Below are 15,539 nucleotides of genomic sequence, written 5' to 3'. Positions count from 1 at the left end.
TTGAACGTTGTGCTTGCAATTTTACTTTTTTCTCAATGCTGCTGTAAAGAAATTTCAATTTTCATCTAATACAAATCTGTACGCTGCTTTCTGAATTTTGCCAGCATTCAAAAATGTACTTAGTTGTATTTTCCTGCCTTACCGTCTTTTGCCCACTGCAAATTATTTTTTGCCAGGTTGTAATCGGGCTGAAGTTTCAGCGCCTCTTCGCAATATGGCAGTGCCTTTTCCCACTGCTTTATTTCGCAATATGACGCACATAAATTATTCAACAGCAATACGTCTTTTGAATGTTGTGCCAATCCTTTTTCAAACGTAGCAATGGCTTGTTTAAACTCTTTGCGCTGATAATAATACAAGCCCAATTCAATAAACTCACCTTTGGCAGCGTTCCCTTGCACTTTCTGCTGCAATGCTGCAATATGCTTTATTTTAGCTTCAGAAAAAGCTATGTTATTTTTTGCCAGTGTGTTGGCTGTATCCTTTTCCAATGCCTTTTTACCGAAATAGATGGCTTCTTCATAGTGTCCCAAGTTATTATAGGCTGCGCAAATATTATTCAATGCAACAGTATTATTTGTATCGGCTTGTATGATTTGCATGTTTACGGCAATAGATTCCACAAACTTTCCATTATTGAAATATGCTAATCCCAAGTTTATGAAATTATGGATATTGGGCTGCTTCTCAACGGCTTGAATTGCCACTGCTAATTGCTCTTGCGGACTCAACTGCTGCACGGTTGCCTCGGCAGTACTCTTAGACTCCGGCTTGCTTTTCTTAATAAATAAAAATGCTGCAATTCCTATACTGACTACTACCACTGCCAATAAAACAACAATGGTAAAATTAAAACCGGACTTAGGCGCTTCTTGTGAGATACTTAATTCGTGCTCCAATGAATTTTTATTTGGCTCTTCCATATACAATTACAGTGTGTATTTTTTAACTAAATCGAGTTCAAAAGAATTGAAAGATTTTTTGAGTTCAAATGGAGGTGGCAATAGCTCAAATACAGTTCCGGCTGTATTGGGCAAAGTGGCAAATGGCTTTACAAATTCACTCTGCAAAAGCATTGGAGAAAAATTTATGCTCACCAACTTATGTCCGCGAGGGAAATCGTCATCATAAATAGAAAGCGAAGGCAGATTTTCAAAAAACAGCAAATCCACCTTATTGAATTTATTATATGCCAAAAACCACGCCAATACAGCAGGATTTTGAATCTGCTCCAAATCTTTTAAAAAATCTATTCGCTGGTGAAAACGCGAAGCAGGATGCGAAAAGTGGGCATTGTTATTCAAAAAATAATGCACAGGAACTAAGGCATTTATGTATTGCCTATCGCTTATCATTACTTTATTCTTAAATGGCAACACGGCAGCCTTATTTTCTTGCAATGTAAAGGCAGTGTATTGGCTCATGGCTTGGTAGTACGAGTGGTATCTCAACTCCAAAAAGCTATTGCAACCTAAAAGCAACAGCAACAAAAACACCACCAACGGCAATTGCTTGGCTACGGTTCCATTCCATTTAATACAAGAAAAAATACCGTAGAAAAATCCCAAAGCACATGTAGCATCAATCAAGTAATGCAGTTTATTGGCAACCAGTGGCTTTTTAAGATACAGTGTAAAGAAACCCAACGTAAACCAAAATGCCATTACTGCCAACAATTTTAGCAACACAGCCATTACCGTATCGTTTCTAAAAATGAAAATAAATAGCACTCCGCTCAGCATTACCAATTGCACCAAAGGCGGCTTTTGATCTAAAAAACTATAGCGCACCATATCGCCACTCAACCACATGTTTTGCAGCGACACCACACCGTACTTCAAAAAATCCATCATAAGCGGCATCCAATAAAAACTACTGAAAACCGCAGCACACAACAACACAAAGAATGTTTGCTTCCTGCTTTTCCAAAATTGCTGTATGCCATTTTGTTTCAACTCCCACAAAAAACTCACAAACAGATAAACCGCTGCAACAAAAAACCAATAGTAATACGAAGCAAAAATGGCAGCTCCAATAATGCCGCCAACCAATACACTAAGCCAACTAAAGGCATCTTTTTTCTCAATAAACACAAGCCACCATGCCAAAAAAAGCACCGATGTAATAAACTCGTAAGGTTTAAAAAGATTATCTACCGGAAAGTTCAAAAATATAAAAAACACAAACCCAACTGCCGGCAGCGCCCCCACACTTTGGCGTAACACTAGAAACAAAGGTATGCTTACAACACAGTAAATAAAATAGTATCCCAACTGTACGGCCTTGCAAGAATCCATACCAAGCGCAGCAGCCATTTTCCCCACAATAAAATGATACAACGCAGGATAAGAAGAAGAAAGACCGAAATAATTAAAATCGGTAAGCGTATTAAAATACTTGTATTTAGTAACCATTGCCGCGCTGAAATACGCATCGCCCACCAAGCCATTTAACCCAACATTACTAGAATGAAACAGCGCATACAGCATACTAAAACTCACTAAGACAAATACATTCAGCAGCATCCATTCTTTGCTTATCCACGACTGATATTTATGCTCAAAAAACAAAGCTCCGGCAATTAAAAAAAGCCCAACTCCACACATAAACCGCGGAAAAATATCTAACACCAAATCGCCCAAAAGACTGCTATCTATTGGCAGTTTAGATACAATAAAACACAACAGAAAAGTATAGCCCAGCAATAACCAAGGTGCTATCTTCTTTAAATTCAAATTCATAAAATACTGCGAAACTTTCTACGAAACTAAAAAAAGCTGAAACTTACATTAACACCGCTTTCAACTATCGGCTACGCCTAAGTGTAAATCCAAAAGTAGTACCAATACCAATGGTGCTGCGCACATGTAATTTTTCGCCATGCGCCTCTACAATATGTTTTACAATAGACAAACCCAAACCCGTACCTCCGCCATCGCGCGAGCGTGCTTTATCTACTCTATAAAAACGCTCAAACAACCGCCCCAAATGCTGCTGTTCAATACCGGGGCCATTATCACTTATCTCTACCAGTAATTTATCTTCCATTACATAAAATCCGGCAAATACATAACCATGTTCGCGTCCGTATTTTATGGCATTGGTAATAAGATTAAACAACACTTGCGAAATCCTGCTTTTATCGGCTTCTACAAAAAATGCTTGATCGCATTCTTCCTTAAACTGAAAACGAATATCATTTTGCTGTGCCTGCATTTTTAAGCTATCAAAAACATCTTTGGTAAGTTGGTGAATATCGAAGCGATCTATATACAACTCCAACTCCCCACCTTCGTACTGCGAAATAAGCAGCAGATCTTCAACAATATTTCCCAACCTATCGGCATTTTTGGCAGCGCGCTCCACATAATCGCGTGCAATTTTTGCATCCTCTAATCCACCATCGAGCAACGTTTCCAAATAACCCTGTATATTAAAGATGGGTGTTTTAAGCTCGTGCGATACATTGCCTAAAAAATCTCTCCTATACTTTTCCATCTTTTTCAACTCCTCAATTTCGGCACTTTTCTTTAAGCTAAATTCAATTACCTGCGCCTTTACATCATCTAAAATATTAGGCGATTCCAGCTTTTCGCGCAGTACATCTTTTCCTGTTTTTAGATCGTTTATTATCTTGTAAATCAATTTTACTCTTCGGTAAATAAATTCTTCTACCGTAAAGTAAACCAGCGGAAAAGCAATTACAAATGCTATTACCGGAATAAACCCTATGAGGTAGATGGGCATTTCTTTATTGGCCGAAAAACGAATAAACGCCAGTACCAACATTAACAAAAACGCCAGCACCGTAGATACCAGCAAAGCAACACTTTTTTGAGTAGCATTCTTCATACACAATCTTTACGCATACCCCGATTGCAACGGGTTTGTTTTTATTGGCAATGATGCAAAAAAGCAAAAACATCCACCACTGCTCATACAAAATTCCGAGTAAGAATGCACACAAACTGCCTTACTGTCATATCGTAAATGGCAGAAATGCCGAAACCGCAACTTTTAACCTGCCACAAATGGCAGAAAAATGCAATGGCACGCACCTTGATAAATGAAAAGCAACTTAAACGAAAAAAATAAACAACATGGGAAAAATAATAGGAATAGACCTTGGAACAACCAACAGTTGCGTAAGCGTAATGGAAGGCGCAGACCCAATTGTAATCGCTAACGATGAAGGTCGCAGAACCACACCTTCTATTATTGGCTTTTTAGCTAATGGCGAACGTAAAGTAGGCGATCCGGCAAAACGCCAAGCAATTACAAACCCCACTAAAACCATTCAATCTATTAAGCGTTTTATGGGAAGAAGATACAGCGAATGCGCCAACGAAGTTTCGCACTTCCCCTATAAAATAGTGAAAGGCGATAACGATACCGTGCGCGTAGATATTGACGGTCGCCTCTTTACTCCGCAAGAAATTTCGGCAATGGTATTGCAGAAAATGAAAAAAACAGCCGAAGATTATTTAGGCCAGCCCGTTACCGAAGCCGTAATTACTGTACCGGCTTACTTTAACGACAGCCAACGCCAAGCCACCAAAGAAGCAGGCGAAATTGCAGGACTCACCGTGCGCAGAATACTAAACGAGCCTACGGCTGCCGCTTTAGCTTACGGTTTAGACAAAAAAGGAAAAGATATAAAGATTGCCGTGTACGACTTGGGTGGCGGTACCTTCGATATTTCTATTCTTGAACTAGGCGGAGGCGTATTCGAAGTAAAATCTACCAATGGTGATACCAACCTTGGAGGCGATGATTTCGACCACGTAATTATTGAATGGCTTGCCGAAGAATTTAAACGCGAAGAAAATGTGGATTTGCGCAAAGACCCAATGGCATTACAACGCTTAAAAGAATCTGCCGAAAAAGCCAAAATAGAATTAAGTGCTTCGCAAGAAACCGAAATAAATCTACCATACATTACCGCAATAGATGGAGTGCCTAAGCACTTGGTTCGCAAACTTACCCGCTCAAAATTCGAGCAACTTTCAGACGATTTGGTACAAAGAACCTTAGAGCCTTGCCGCCAATCTCTTAAAGATGCAGGTTACACAGCCAGCGATATTGACGATGTAATTTTAGTAGGCGGTTCAACCCGTATTCCTAAAATTCAAGAAGTAGTTGAAAAATTCTTCGGCAAAAAACCATCTAAGGGTGTAAACCCCGATGAAGTAGTAGCCGTAGGAGCAGCCATACAAGGCGGTATTCTAAGTGGAGACGTAAAAGACGATATCGTTTTAGTGGATGTAACACCACTTTCGCTCGGCTTAGAAACCTACGGAGGCGTGTTCACAAAACTAATAGAAGCCAATGCCACCATCCCTACCAAAAAATCGCAAGTATTTACAACCGCTGCCGATAACCAACCTTCGGTAGAAATTCACGTACTGCAAGGCGAAAGAGCTATGGCAAAAGACAACCGCACCATAGGCAGATTCCACCTTGGCGATATTCCGGTAGCACCGCGCGGTGTGCCGCAAATTGAAGTTACCTTTGATATAGACAGCAATGGCATTATTCATGTAAGTGCGAAAGACAAAGGCACCGGAAAAGAGCAAAGCATCCGCATTGAAGCATCTACAGGTTTAAGCAAAGAAGAAATTGAAAAAATGCGCAACGAAGCTAAAGCCAACGAAGCTGCCGATAAGGAAGCCCGCGAAAAAGCTGAAAAGAAAAATGCTGCAGATAGCCTTGCTTTCCAAACCGAAAAGCAACTAAAAGAATATGGCGATAAAATTCCTGCCGATAAAAAAGTAGCAATCGAAACTGCACTGGAAGAATTAAAAACAGCCTTGCAAAGCGAGAATATGGCAGCCATTGAACCTGCAACTGAAAAATTGAATACTGCTTGGCAAGCCGCTTCGCAAGATATTTACGCAGCACAGCAACAAGCCCCAGGCAACGAAAATACCCAAGGGCAAGATACCAGCCAAGACACCGTAAGCGATGTTGAATACGAAGAAGTAAAAGACAATAAATAATCTTTACCAATCTACATCGTAAATACACAGCAAAACCCGGGCAAATGCTCGGGTTTTGCTTTTTAATACTATCACAAAAAAATAATTACTACTGCATGAAACATTTTGGAACATTCTTTCGGTATAAGACCTAGAGCACATGAACCTAATCCTGAACCACATGAAACTACTAAACACAAAATGGATAGTGTATGCTATCTGGGTATTGCTGGGCATGAGCGCCCACAGTGCTTCGGCAGCCAACTACTACTGGGTAGGCGGCAGCGGAGATTGGAGTGAACTTTCGCATTGGGCGGCTGTTTCTAATGGTAGTGGCAATGCTTTTTCTGCTCCTCCCACCGCTAGTGATATAGTAATTTTCAATCGCTATTCATTTACAGGTTCGGCTCAAAAAGTAACCGTTAATTCCGCAGCAAATTGTGGTACCATAGATTTTACCGATGCAGTTTATACCTATAAAACCAGCAACAATGCACCTACTTTTGAATTAAACAATCACTTAACCGTAACAGGCGATTTTATTGCTCCCGCTGCCATGAAAATTGCCAATAAAAGTTGTCTTATTTTCCAAGGAACAGGCTTAAAGTCTATCAATATTCTAAGCAGTATTTCCGGCTCGGGCAGCATAAAATTCCAAGACCAAAATGGTAGATGGCAACTCATAAACAACCTAACAGCTGTTTCCAACGATGTTTACTTAACTAAAGGTACATTTAACACTGCCGGAAAAACACTTACCATACGCAGGTTCATTTCAAACTCAGGCGAACCTCGCACGCTGCAATTAAGCAGTTCTAAGGTGCAGTTGCGCTGTGTTTCTTTATCATCAAACGGTTTTTGGGATATTGCAGACCCTAGCAACATGATACTAAACAGCGGCAGCAGCGAAATTGAATTCTATGCAGCCTCTAACAACATAAAAGTAACCATGAAAGGCGGCAATCTTACTTACAATAAGATTAAGCTAAACATGGCAAACTCATCGCCTACTAGCACCAGCTCGGTAAGCAACCTTACTATTACTGGCGACAATACTATTGGCACACTTAATGTTACTAAAGGAAATCTTCTTTTAACCGGCAGTAATACATTTACATCGAGTGTTAGTTTAGCTGCAAAAGCAAGACACCGCTTTACATACGGCACTACACAGTATTTAGAATCTACCACCGCACTAAATGCACCTGCAACACAAGCTAATCCAATTTATCTTCAAAGCACTTCCACTTCTAACTATGCCAGTTTTTCAAAAACGAGCGGCATAGTGTGTACCGATTATGTGTATATCAATGGAATTAGAGCTATTGGTGGCGCATCGTGGAATTCTGCAAGTAGTAATTTCAATCAATCGCCACAACAGAATTTAGGCTGGAATTTTGGAGTTTCCAGTTCACTTATTAGTGCTACTATTTTGGGTGGAACCAAATGCAAACTACTTCCATTTCAACTAAAACTAACCTTTAGTGGTACTACTTATCCTGTTACAGTTTTGTTGCAAAATACCAATACCGGGGAGGTTGATACTATTAGCGATATTCTAACATCTACTTACTTCCACACAGTTAATCCTGCAACTACCACTACTTACAGTGTATTGCAGTTATCTAGTAGTGGTTGCTATACCACTACTGCCAACTTTACTAATGTGCAAGCTGTGGTAGAAATACCTACTTATGGCAGAGATGCAAGATGGCTCGGCAGAATAAGCGCTAATTGGTACGATTGCTATAACTGGAGCAACTTTGCAGTTCCTGAAGACACGGTAAACACTACTATTGAACCCAATAAAGATTCCATTCAGCCCGTTATTTCGGGAGGCTCTGCCAATACACAACGCTTAGAAATTGCTTACGATGCAGACTTAACTTTAATTGGTGCAAATACATTATTGAATGTATATGGCAGCTTTGTAAACAACGGTCGTTTTAATCCTAACGATGCCAAAGTTTCGTTTATTGGCAATGATGTGAGCATTGTAAGTGGTGGCAACTATAACAACTTAACCATCAATAATACCACACCGGGAGGTCTTCAAATTCAAGATACAGTAGTAGTTTCGGGCACGCTTACCTTAAACAATGGTATCTTAAAAACCAATGGGAATTTGGTATCAATTACCAATCCATCTACAACTGCCATCACAAATTTCGGTAGCGACAACTACATAAACGGAGCATTAGAAAGAACCATTGGCGATACAGGCACGTACTCATTTCCTGTTGGCGATGATGTAATTTATGCACTATGTGAAATTCGTCCAAGAGGTGGCACCGGAGGCGTAACTAAAATCAAAGTTCAATTCATAAACAAACCGGGAACCGATGAAGGCTTAAACCTGCAGTTTGGCGATGTAAACATCAATAGTGTTCACCCGGCAGGTATTTGGCTAATTGAGCCCGACCAACAACCAAATTTTGGCACAGGCGGCATTAGCGGAGATTATGAACTGATATTTGATGTAAGCAGTTTCTCGGGCTTAGAAAATTACAACTTCTATATCCTAACCAGGCACGACACCTCTAGTTCTGCTAGCGATTGGACAGTTGCCGGAACCCAATCCGGTGCTACCGTACAAGATGGCAAGATTGTGGTATCAGGCATTACGCACTTTTCGCAATGGGGCATTGGCTCAGGTGGTGGTGCATTGCCTGTAAAGATGACCGAATTCAGAGCCATACCGGTGGATCAAAAATACATTCAACTAAAATGGACTACTGAAACAGAAATAAACAACCACGGTTTTATGGTGGAACGCAGCACCGATGGCAAAGAGTTTGCAACCATTGGTTTTGTACCCGGAAACGGCAATACTACCGAAACACAACACTACATCTATAACGACAAAAATGTAGAGCTAAAAAAACGCTACTACTATCGCTTAAAACAAATAGACTTTGATGAAACTTTTGAACACTCAAAAATAGTGAGTGCAGAATTGGGGCAAGAAACACAAGCTATAAGAATTGGAGAGTTTATACCAAATCCGGCAAGCAATATCGCTACAGTTGATATAAGCATAGACACCGATGAAGAAGCAGAATTTGAGCTTAAAAACACTGCAGGGCAGGTTGTACGCAAAGGCACGGTTCAACTTAAAGCAGGAAGCAACAACTGTAGTTTTAATGTGCAAGATTTACCTTCTGGCAGTTATTTAGTAACTATTACCACTAAAGAAAAAATTTACACAAGAAGACTAATTGTAAAATAACAAAAACGAACTAAGCGGGGCTGGGTTTTTAGAGAGGGTTTCCCACCCCGTTTTTATATTACAAGCAGAGTGCCGAGGTTTTTAGAGAGGGTTTCCTCGCACTCTGTCTTTTTTCAACCTCCTTTCTTTTTAGCTTGTAACCCTTTAGCAGCCAGCAGTTGTAATACTTTCTCGCGATGATCGCCCTGCAAAATAATTTCGCCATCTTTAGTGCTGCCACCCACACCACATTTAGTTTTCAACTCTTTTCCTAGCAATTGTAAATCTTCCTCTACAGCTATATAATTTTCAATTACAGTTGCCACTTTTCCACCCTTCAACCTATCTAAACGCACATATAATTTTTGCTGCGAAGTCGGCAATGTGGTTTCCATTTCAGCCTCAGGTTCAAACACAAAATCCGGATTGGTACTATATACTATCCCTCTTCTATCGCTTTTGTTTTTCATTTTAAACAAGGTTTAAACTATTGCTTTGCCTCGCGCTGCTGCATGGCTTCATAAAGTGTAATACCCGCAGAAACGCTCACATTCAAAGAGTCGAAATTATCTTTCATCGGAATTGCAAATGTGCCATCGCATTGCCTGAGCACCACAGTGCTAATGCCTTTGCCTTCATCGCCCAGCACTACGGCACACGGTATCGAAAAATCGCATTCTTGAATGGGTGTTTCGGCATCCTCAGATGCTGCAAAAATTTTTATACCATGTGCCTTTAATAGTTTTAATGCCATAGAAATATTCTCTACCCTGCACAGCGGAATTTGCTCCAAGGCGCCTGCGCTACGTTTTATACCTTCTGGATTTACAGGAGCACTTCCGGCAGAGGGCATTACCAAAGCATGGGCTCCAAAACACAGTGCAGAGCGGGCTATGGCACCTAAATTTCCCACATCGGTAATACCATCAAATACTACTAGCAGCGGAGTGCTGTTGCTTTGCTCTAAAGACGAAAGTAATTCTTCAATAGTAAGCACCTTGCCCATTGCTGCCAAAGCCACTACACCTTGATGGTTTACATATCTTTCTTTAGAAAACTTCTTCGCTGCAAAATCTAGCTTTTCTTTAGGCACATATTGTACCTGCACGCCTGCTTTGCGTGCCTCGGCTGCTATGGCTTCTAAATCTTCGCTCTTTAAGCCACTTTGCAACATTACTTTTGCAAATGCTTTGCCGGCACGCAGCAACTCTGCTACCGGCTTCCGACCAACAATACAGTATGATTCTTCCATATTAATTTGCTAATGCTCTTTTTAATTTTTCAAATGAGCGGGAGTTGTTTCCCAACTCTAGGGCGTGCAATATCTCTTTTTTCTCGCGAGCTGTTAAACGTAAACTCATGCTTGCCTTTTCTGTTTTCTTTTCAGGAATGTATTCAAACAAAATAAACTGCACCTTTCCGCCCAGTTCTTCGTTGATGTAAGCTAACTTTTGATCGTTATTAAAATCCTGTACATTCTCTAAGTTCGTATAAAGTGAACCAATTGGTTGAAAAACTTCTTGAAGAAATGTTTTCTGCTTTGTTTCTTCCGGCTCATCGTCTTTTTGCGAATCACGCGTTTGCACTATCACCACACCACTGGTATTTTGGTTAATCCAATCTTTAAAATTGATAAGAAATTTCATTACCGATACTATACCGAAATTATCGCGGGCGCCACCGTCAATTACATAAGTAGGAGGATCGCTCGGCAAAATGGTAGAAGGTAGAATAAATGGGAACGAAGCACTCATGCGCATGGCAGAAAGCACATCTAACTGAAAACCGCGCTGCTTGGCAAAAAAACTTCCAAAGTCTATGGCATCGATGCTTAAATCTAAGCCGGCACTGCGTTTATTATACGGCCGCATTAAAAATCTAACAGGATGCGCACTCATATAAAATATACGAGAATCGGAAGTAGAAGCGGTATGAAACAGCATTACCGGAATTTGTGCACTTTTTTCAGCCGCTCTATAATCTATAAGCGTTTTCTTAAAATCCATGCCTGTATTATTGGCAAAGTAACGTTCAAAAATATAGCCCCTATCGCGGAAATAAATTTGGTCTCTCAACTTAAATTTATGAATAGGAAAAAGCAAATCGTTGCTAAGAATGTTTACACCCATTGGGTTCAGCAAATCCAGCGATAAGTGTTCAAAATACTTCTTATCGGTGAGGTTTATTACTTCACCATTCATTTTCCGATAATACAACTCTCTGTAAAAAGCCAATGCAAATGTGCCTCCACTGGCACCATTTATCATAAACGTTTTCTTTAGCAAGGAACCATCCAGCAAGCTATCAGCCTTTTGCAGAAAGGCCATTGTAAAAGCTCCTGCCCGCAAACCTCCTCCACTGGCTGTAATAAACACAAGTTTAGGCTTAGCGGCACTACCCTGCTTAGTATTTTTCTTTTTCCAATTATTTAAAATTTGGATGAAATACTTTTTATCGCTGTGAATATTTTCTTCGGAAGCTAAGCTGCGGAGCGTATCTAAAGTATATGAAGCCGGTGGCACCTTGTAATTCAATCCGTGAGCGCGGCTCTGGTAGCCCAATATATCGTACTTAGTAAGTTCATTTACGCCAATAAAGGTGATAATAATTAAAAATGTGCCCCAGCCTCCGGCCCAAAACACAAATACACCCATAATAGAAATGAGTATAGATGATAGTAAAAACGAACTGGCAGAAGTGGGTATTTGAAAAAATGGATTCTCTACCCAAAAGCCAATACCTACCAACAATGCAAGCACTCCCAACTGTGCCACTAGTGCATTGATGTGATGCTGGCGAAACACCAGTTTATTTAAATTATCCTCGTAGTGCTCTACCGAGCGCGTATGGCGAATAGCAAGCGTGCTAGATAAAAAAGAATCTACCCGCCATTTTGAGTTTAACTCCAACTCTTCGTTTTGCTCCAAACGCTTAAAAAGTCTTTTCCTGCGCAGTTCCATTTTATAGGAAGAAGCAACCCCTTTAGCAGTTTTGTTTGCTAACTGAAAATAAATAGAAGTAAGCACTAAAATGAAAACAAAACCTGCAAAAAAGCCTACAATATCTATTCCTACCTGCTCCCAACTTTGAAACTCAAAATACTTTTGAACGCGAATAATACTCCACACATAACCAATTAAAAACACTGCAGGCAAAATGGAATTATTGATAAAAAAAACCGATAGTGGTTTTTCTAGGCTTGCCAAAAACTGGAATCTATGCGAATGCAGCATGTAGCTCACAATATTCCAGGTAACAAACATAACGCCAAAGCCCATGCCCACGAGGGCAAAGCTCAAATAGCCTACCGTACCAAGGTATTCCGGCACCAAAAACAAATACGGCACACCAAAACTTACACCTAGTTTACCTACAATAATGGCAAATAGAAATCCCCAAATCAATAGCAATAACTGATGCTTGCGCAATGCCAACACCAGCAACTGCACCGGAAAAAACCGCCAAATGCTCCTCAAGAAATCGTTGATGGCGTGAAACATCTTCGCACCCAAAATAAAAATTTTCGAGCGGGCTGGTTATATTTTTTACTTCCAAAAAAATTCTACGCGCCTATTTAAAATCAATTTATGCTCCGGGCAGTTAGCGGCCGGAGTACAATCGTTTACAGGAGTTGTATTGCCTAACAATTTTGCCTCTATGCGTGCACCATCTATTCCATTTTGTGCGAAAAATTGACGTGTGGCTTGCAATCGGGTTTGGCAAAGCATATCTACATTTTGTTCATCTTTTCCTGCATGAATATTTACCACTACTTTTTTCCCTGCATTTGCCTTTAGCTCTGCTACAATTGGTTTCAATTTTGCTTTAGAAAAGTCTGTGATAAACGATGCATTTTTTACAAAGTAAATGGTAGCAACAGGAACTTGTATCGGAACGGCAACAACTGTTTCGGCTGGGGGAGCAACCACCTTTTTCTCTTTTACCAAATCCTTATGAGATACAACCGATGGTACTACACTTGTATTATTGTTAGGCTGCTTACGCGCTGCCGATTTTTCAGCTTTAGCTTCCTTTTCAACTTGTGGTTCTTTTTCTTTAGCTGCTGCCTTTACATTCTTATCTGCAACAATTGCTTCTTTAGACTTCTGTGCCTTCTCTACTTTCCCCTTCTTTTCCCTGCGTACTTTTTCCTTCTTTTCTTTTACCTCTTTTTGTTTTTTCTGCTTTACCGTGTCTTGTGTGGGAACTTCTTCTACCGATTCTTTCTTGTTAGGTTTTACTGTACTTTTCTCCTTCTTTATCTCTAATTTTTCTAAACTGGCATCAACAGTTTTTATTGGAGAGCCATCGGGATTTAACGTAGCTTTTACTTCTACCACAGCCTTTGATGCGGGCTTATTCTCCGGCTGAACGTATTCAGTTCGGTTGGTGAGCTTTTCTGCCGGGCGCAGCAGAATATCTAAATTGTAATCGAGCGGCTGGTTAAATCCAAGTGTTGATACAAAAAACACAGTGTCTTCATATCTATTTACAATGCCGGGAGAACGTTTATCTATGCTCACTCGGTAATTGGTTTCGTACCTGAGCTTCAAATTATATGCTCCATCTTTTTCGGTAAGAAAGTGTGTTTCCTCACGTGTTTGTATATCCTTCAACACCACATCGGCACGTTCTATCGGCATGCCCGTTTTCATGCTACGCACTTTGCCAACCAAGCGCAAACCATCTCGCTTCATTACAAATAATGCATTGGAAATTTGTGGCTTGCCTTTTTTATCGGTTTGAAACTCTACCGACACATCTTTGCAACCCGGATAGCTTACCTTAATAGAATAGAAGGTATTCTTAGCAGTTTTAATGGCAAAGCTACCATCAAAATCTGAAGTTATTTTCAGCACCTCGGCAGCATTTGCCAAAACAGAAACTTCTGCCTGAAATACCGGTATTTTTCCAGTACTATCCTCGCTCACTTTACCTTTGAATATTCCTTGCGCAAGACTTAGCTGTATCCACCATACGCACCATAATAAACTAAGAACTTTCTTCATACCCATAGTTCACCTTGCAGTAAAAGATTATTTATTAAGGTTGGGAACATAAGCAATTTTCCCGCATAAATGCAAATGTTCAAAACAATTAAGGCTTTAAGAATTGTTTAAGCTATTTAACTGAAATAAAAACAAGTTGCGCCTGCTATTTTTACCTTCGCACTCCTAAACTTCTGTTATGACTGAAACTGCTAGAAAATGGGTAGCCGCATGGCTTTTTGCAGGTTGTGCAATGGTATTTTTTCAAGTAATAGTTGGTGGCGTAACAAGGCTTACCGAATCGGGTTTATCTATCACCGAATGGAAGCCCGTAAAAGGCATTGTACCACCTTTAAACGAAACTGAATGGCAGCAAGAGTTTGAACTGTATAAAAACATAACTCAATTTAAAACCATTAACCAAGATATGGCGCTAAGCGAATTCAAGTGGATATATTTCTGGGAATACTTCCATCGTTTTTGGGCGCGCTTTATGGGCTTTGCATTCATCATTCCTTTCTCATTTTTTGTTTGGAAAAAATGGTTAGACAAAGCCTTCTTTAAACGCATTGGCATACTTTTCTTATGGGGCGGACTTATTGGAGTGTATGGTTGGATTATGGTTCGCAGCGGGCTAACAGGTATGTACGTGCCACCCATACATTTAAGCATTCATTTATTGCTGGCACTCAGTCTTTTTGCATACTTGGTTTGGTTAGCAATATATGTGCAGAATCGAAACAAAGCTGCATTATATCAACTAAGTAATTCAACTAAAAACCTTACCATACTGCTTACCGTTTTGGTATTTATCCAAATTGTATTAGGCGGTATTTTAAGCGGTATGCGCGCAGGTTTGGCGTATCCTACTTGGCCATTGATGCTGGGTGAATTCTTTCCATCGGCACTTGTAACCGAAAAAGTTTCTTGGAGTGGCTTTTTCCAATACAATGCCACCGATTTTTGGGGAAGAACTTTTATACAATTTACACACAGAATTACAGCCTACAGCATTTGGGTACTATCTGTTTACATGGTATTTGCAGAAGCAAAAAAAAGCAGTTGGAATCAACTGCCAATTGGAATCAAAAGCTTATTGCTTACTGTAACTTTACAAGCGGCTATTGGAATCATTACCGTACTCAATTGCACCGGAAAAATCCCTGTATTTTGGGGCGTGGCTCACCAAGCGGGCGCCATGATTTTATTAGCCAATGTAAGCCTGCTTTGGTATTACAGAAAACCATAATGTAGCACCTTTGCGGCATTCCACTTTTTACTTGTTTAATAAGCAGCCTCATATAAAAAACACACTACCGTTACTGAAATAAAATTATTTACCTTCCGTTTTACATTCGCTTTCCT

10 protein-coding genes are annotated in these 15,539 nt (G+C 40.1%); 3 read left to right on the top strand and 7 right to left on the bottom strand.

Annotated elements, in window-relative coordinates:
• Positions 1 to 119: 119 nt before the first annotated feature.
• The 3 genes from KF872_02575 to KF872_02565 form a co-directional block, all read right to left on the bottom strand.
• Positions 120 to 923, bottom strand: coding sequence for a tetratricopeptide repeat protein (locus KF872_02575; protein ID MBX2902415.1), 804 nt, complete (start codon positions 921 to 923; stop codon positions 120 to 122).
• A 6-nt stretch (positions 924 to 929) separates the two neighbouring features.
• Positions 930 to 2,741, bottom strand: a complete 1,812-nt coding sequence (locus KF872_02570) for a hypothetical protein (GenBank protein MBX2902414.1) — start codon at positions 2,739 to 2,741, stop codon at positions 930 to 932.
• Between the two features lie 64 nt (positions 2,742 to 2,805).
• Positions 2,806 to 3,852, bottom strand: coding sequence for a sensor histidine kinase (locus KF872_02565; protein MBX2902413.1), 1,047 nt, complete (start codon positions 3,850 to 3,852; stop codon positions 2,806 to 2,808).
• A 248-nt stretch (positions 3,853 to 4,100) separates the two neighbouring features.
• On the opposite strand from KF872_02565, the gene dnaK reads away from it, so the two are divergent.
• Both dnaK and KF872_02555 read left to right on the top strand, forming a co-directional pair.
• On the top strand, positions 4,101 to 5,999 hold the full coding sequence (gene dnaK, locus KF872_02560) for a molecular chaperone DnaK (protein ID MBX2902412.1): 1,899 nt from the start codon (positions 4,101 to 4,103) through the stop codon (positions 5,997 to 5,999).
• 160 nt (positions 6,000 to 6,159) lie between these two features.
• On the top strand, positions 6,160 to 9,207 hold the full coding sequence (locus KF872_02555; GenBank protein MBX2902411.1) for a T9SS type A sorting domain-containing protein: 3,048 nt from the start codon (positions 6,160 to 6,162) through the stop codon (positions 9,205 to 9,207).
• 113 nt (positions 9,208 to 9,320) lie between these two features.
• Here KF872_02555 and KF872_02550 read toward each other — a convergent pair whose 3' ends face one another.
• The 4 genes from KF872_02550 to KF872_02535 are packed head-to-tail and all read right to left on the bottom strand — an operon-like array spanning position 9,321 to position 14,195.
• Positions 9,321 to 9,656 (bottom strand): translation initiation factor, encoded by a 336-nt coding sequence (locus tag KF872_02550; GenBank protein MBX2902410.1) that lies wholly within the window; start codon positions 9,654 to 9,656, stop codon positions 9,321 to 9,323.
• Between the two features lie 17 nt (positions 9,657 to 9,673).
• On the bottom strand, positions 9,674 to 10,438 hold the full coding sequence (gene rlmB, locus KF872_02545) for a 23S rRNA (guanosine(2251)-2'-O)-methyltransferase RlmB (GenBank protein MBX2902409.1): 765 nt from the start codon (positions 10,436 to 10,438) through the stop codon (positions 9,674 to 9,676).
• A gap of 1 nt (position 10,439) precedes the next feature.
• On the bottom strand, positions 10,440 to 12,686 hold the full coding sequence (locus KF872_02540) for a patatin-like phospholipase family protein (GenBank protein ID MBX2902408.1): 2,247 nt from the start codon (positions 12,684 to 12,686) through the stop codon (positions 10,440 to 10,442).
• A gap of 45 nt (positions 12,687 to 12,731) precedes the next feature.
• Positions 12,732 to 14,195 (bottom strand): OmpA family protein, encoded by a 1,464-nt coding sequence (locus tag KF872_02535; GenBank protein MBX2902407.1) that lies wholly within the window; start codon positions 14,193 to 14,195, stop codon positions 12,732 to 12,734.
• 178 nt (positions 14,196 to 14,373) lie between these two features.
• Between KF872_02535 and KF872_02530 the strand changes: the two genes are divergently transcribed.
• Positions 14,374 to 15,423, top strand: coding sequence for a COX15/CtaA family protein (locus tag KF872_02530; GenBank protein MBX2902406.1), 1,050 nt, complete (start codon positions 14,374 to 14,376; stop codon positions 15,421 to 15,423).
• Positions 15,424 to 15,539 lie beyond the last annotated feature (116 nt).

Source organism: Chitinophagales bacterium, from assembly GCA_019638515.1.
Taxonomy (GTDB): Bacteria; Bacteroidota; Bacteroidia; order Chitinophagales; family LD1; genus UBA7692.
The sequence above is the reverse complement of the archived record's forward strand: the minus strand, read 5'-3'. Positions and strand labels throughout refer to the sequence as shown.

Coding starts and splice junctions, on each gene's coding strand:
- KF872_02540 (MBX2902408.1), bottom strand. CDS start 12,686: ATGTTTCACGCCATCAACGATTTCTTGAGGAGCATTTGGCGGTTTTTT.
- KF872_02555 (MBX2902411.1), top strand. CDS start 6,160: ATGAAACTACTAAACACAAAATGGATAGTGTATGCTATCTGGGTATTG.
- KF872_02565 (MBX2902413.1), bottom strand. CDS start 3,852: ATGAAGAATGCTACTCAAAAAAGTGTTGCTTTGCTGGTATCTACGGTG.
- KF872_02570 (MBX2902414.1), bottom strand. CDS start 2,741: ATGAATTTGAATTTAAAGAAGATAGCACCTTGGTTATTGCTGGGCTAT.
- KF872_02535 (MBX2902407.1), bottom strand. CDS start 14,195: ATGAAGAAAGTTCTTAGTTTATTATGGTGCGTATGGTGGATACAGCTA.
- KF872_02550 (MBX2902410.1), bottom strand. CDS start 9,656: ATGAAAAACAAAAGCGATAGAAGAGGGATAGTATATAGTACCAATCCG.
- rlmB (MBX2902409.1), bottom strand. CDS start 10,438: ATGGAAGAATCATACTGTATTGTTGGTCGGAAGCCGGTAGCAGAGTTG.
- KF872_02575 (MBX2902415.1), bottom strand. CDS start 923: ATGGAAGAGCCAAATAAAAATTCATTGGAGCACGAATTAAGTATCTCA.
- KF872_02530 (MBX2902406.1), top strand. CDS start 14,374: ATGACTGAAACTGCTAGAAAATGGGTAGCCGCATGGCTTTTTGCAGGT.
- dnaK (MBX2902412.1), top strand. CDS start 4,101: ATGGGAAAAATAATAGGAATAGACCTTGGAACAACCAACAGTTGCGTA.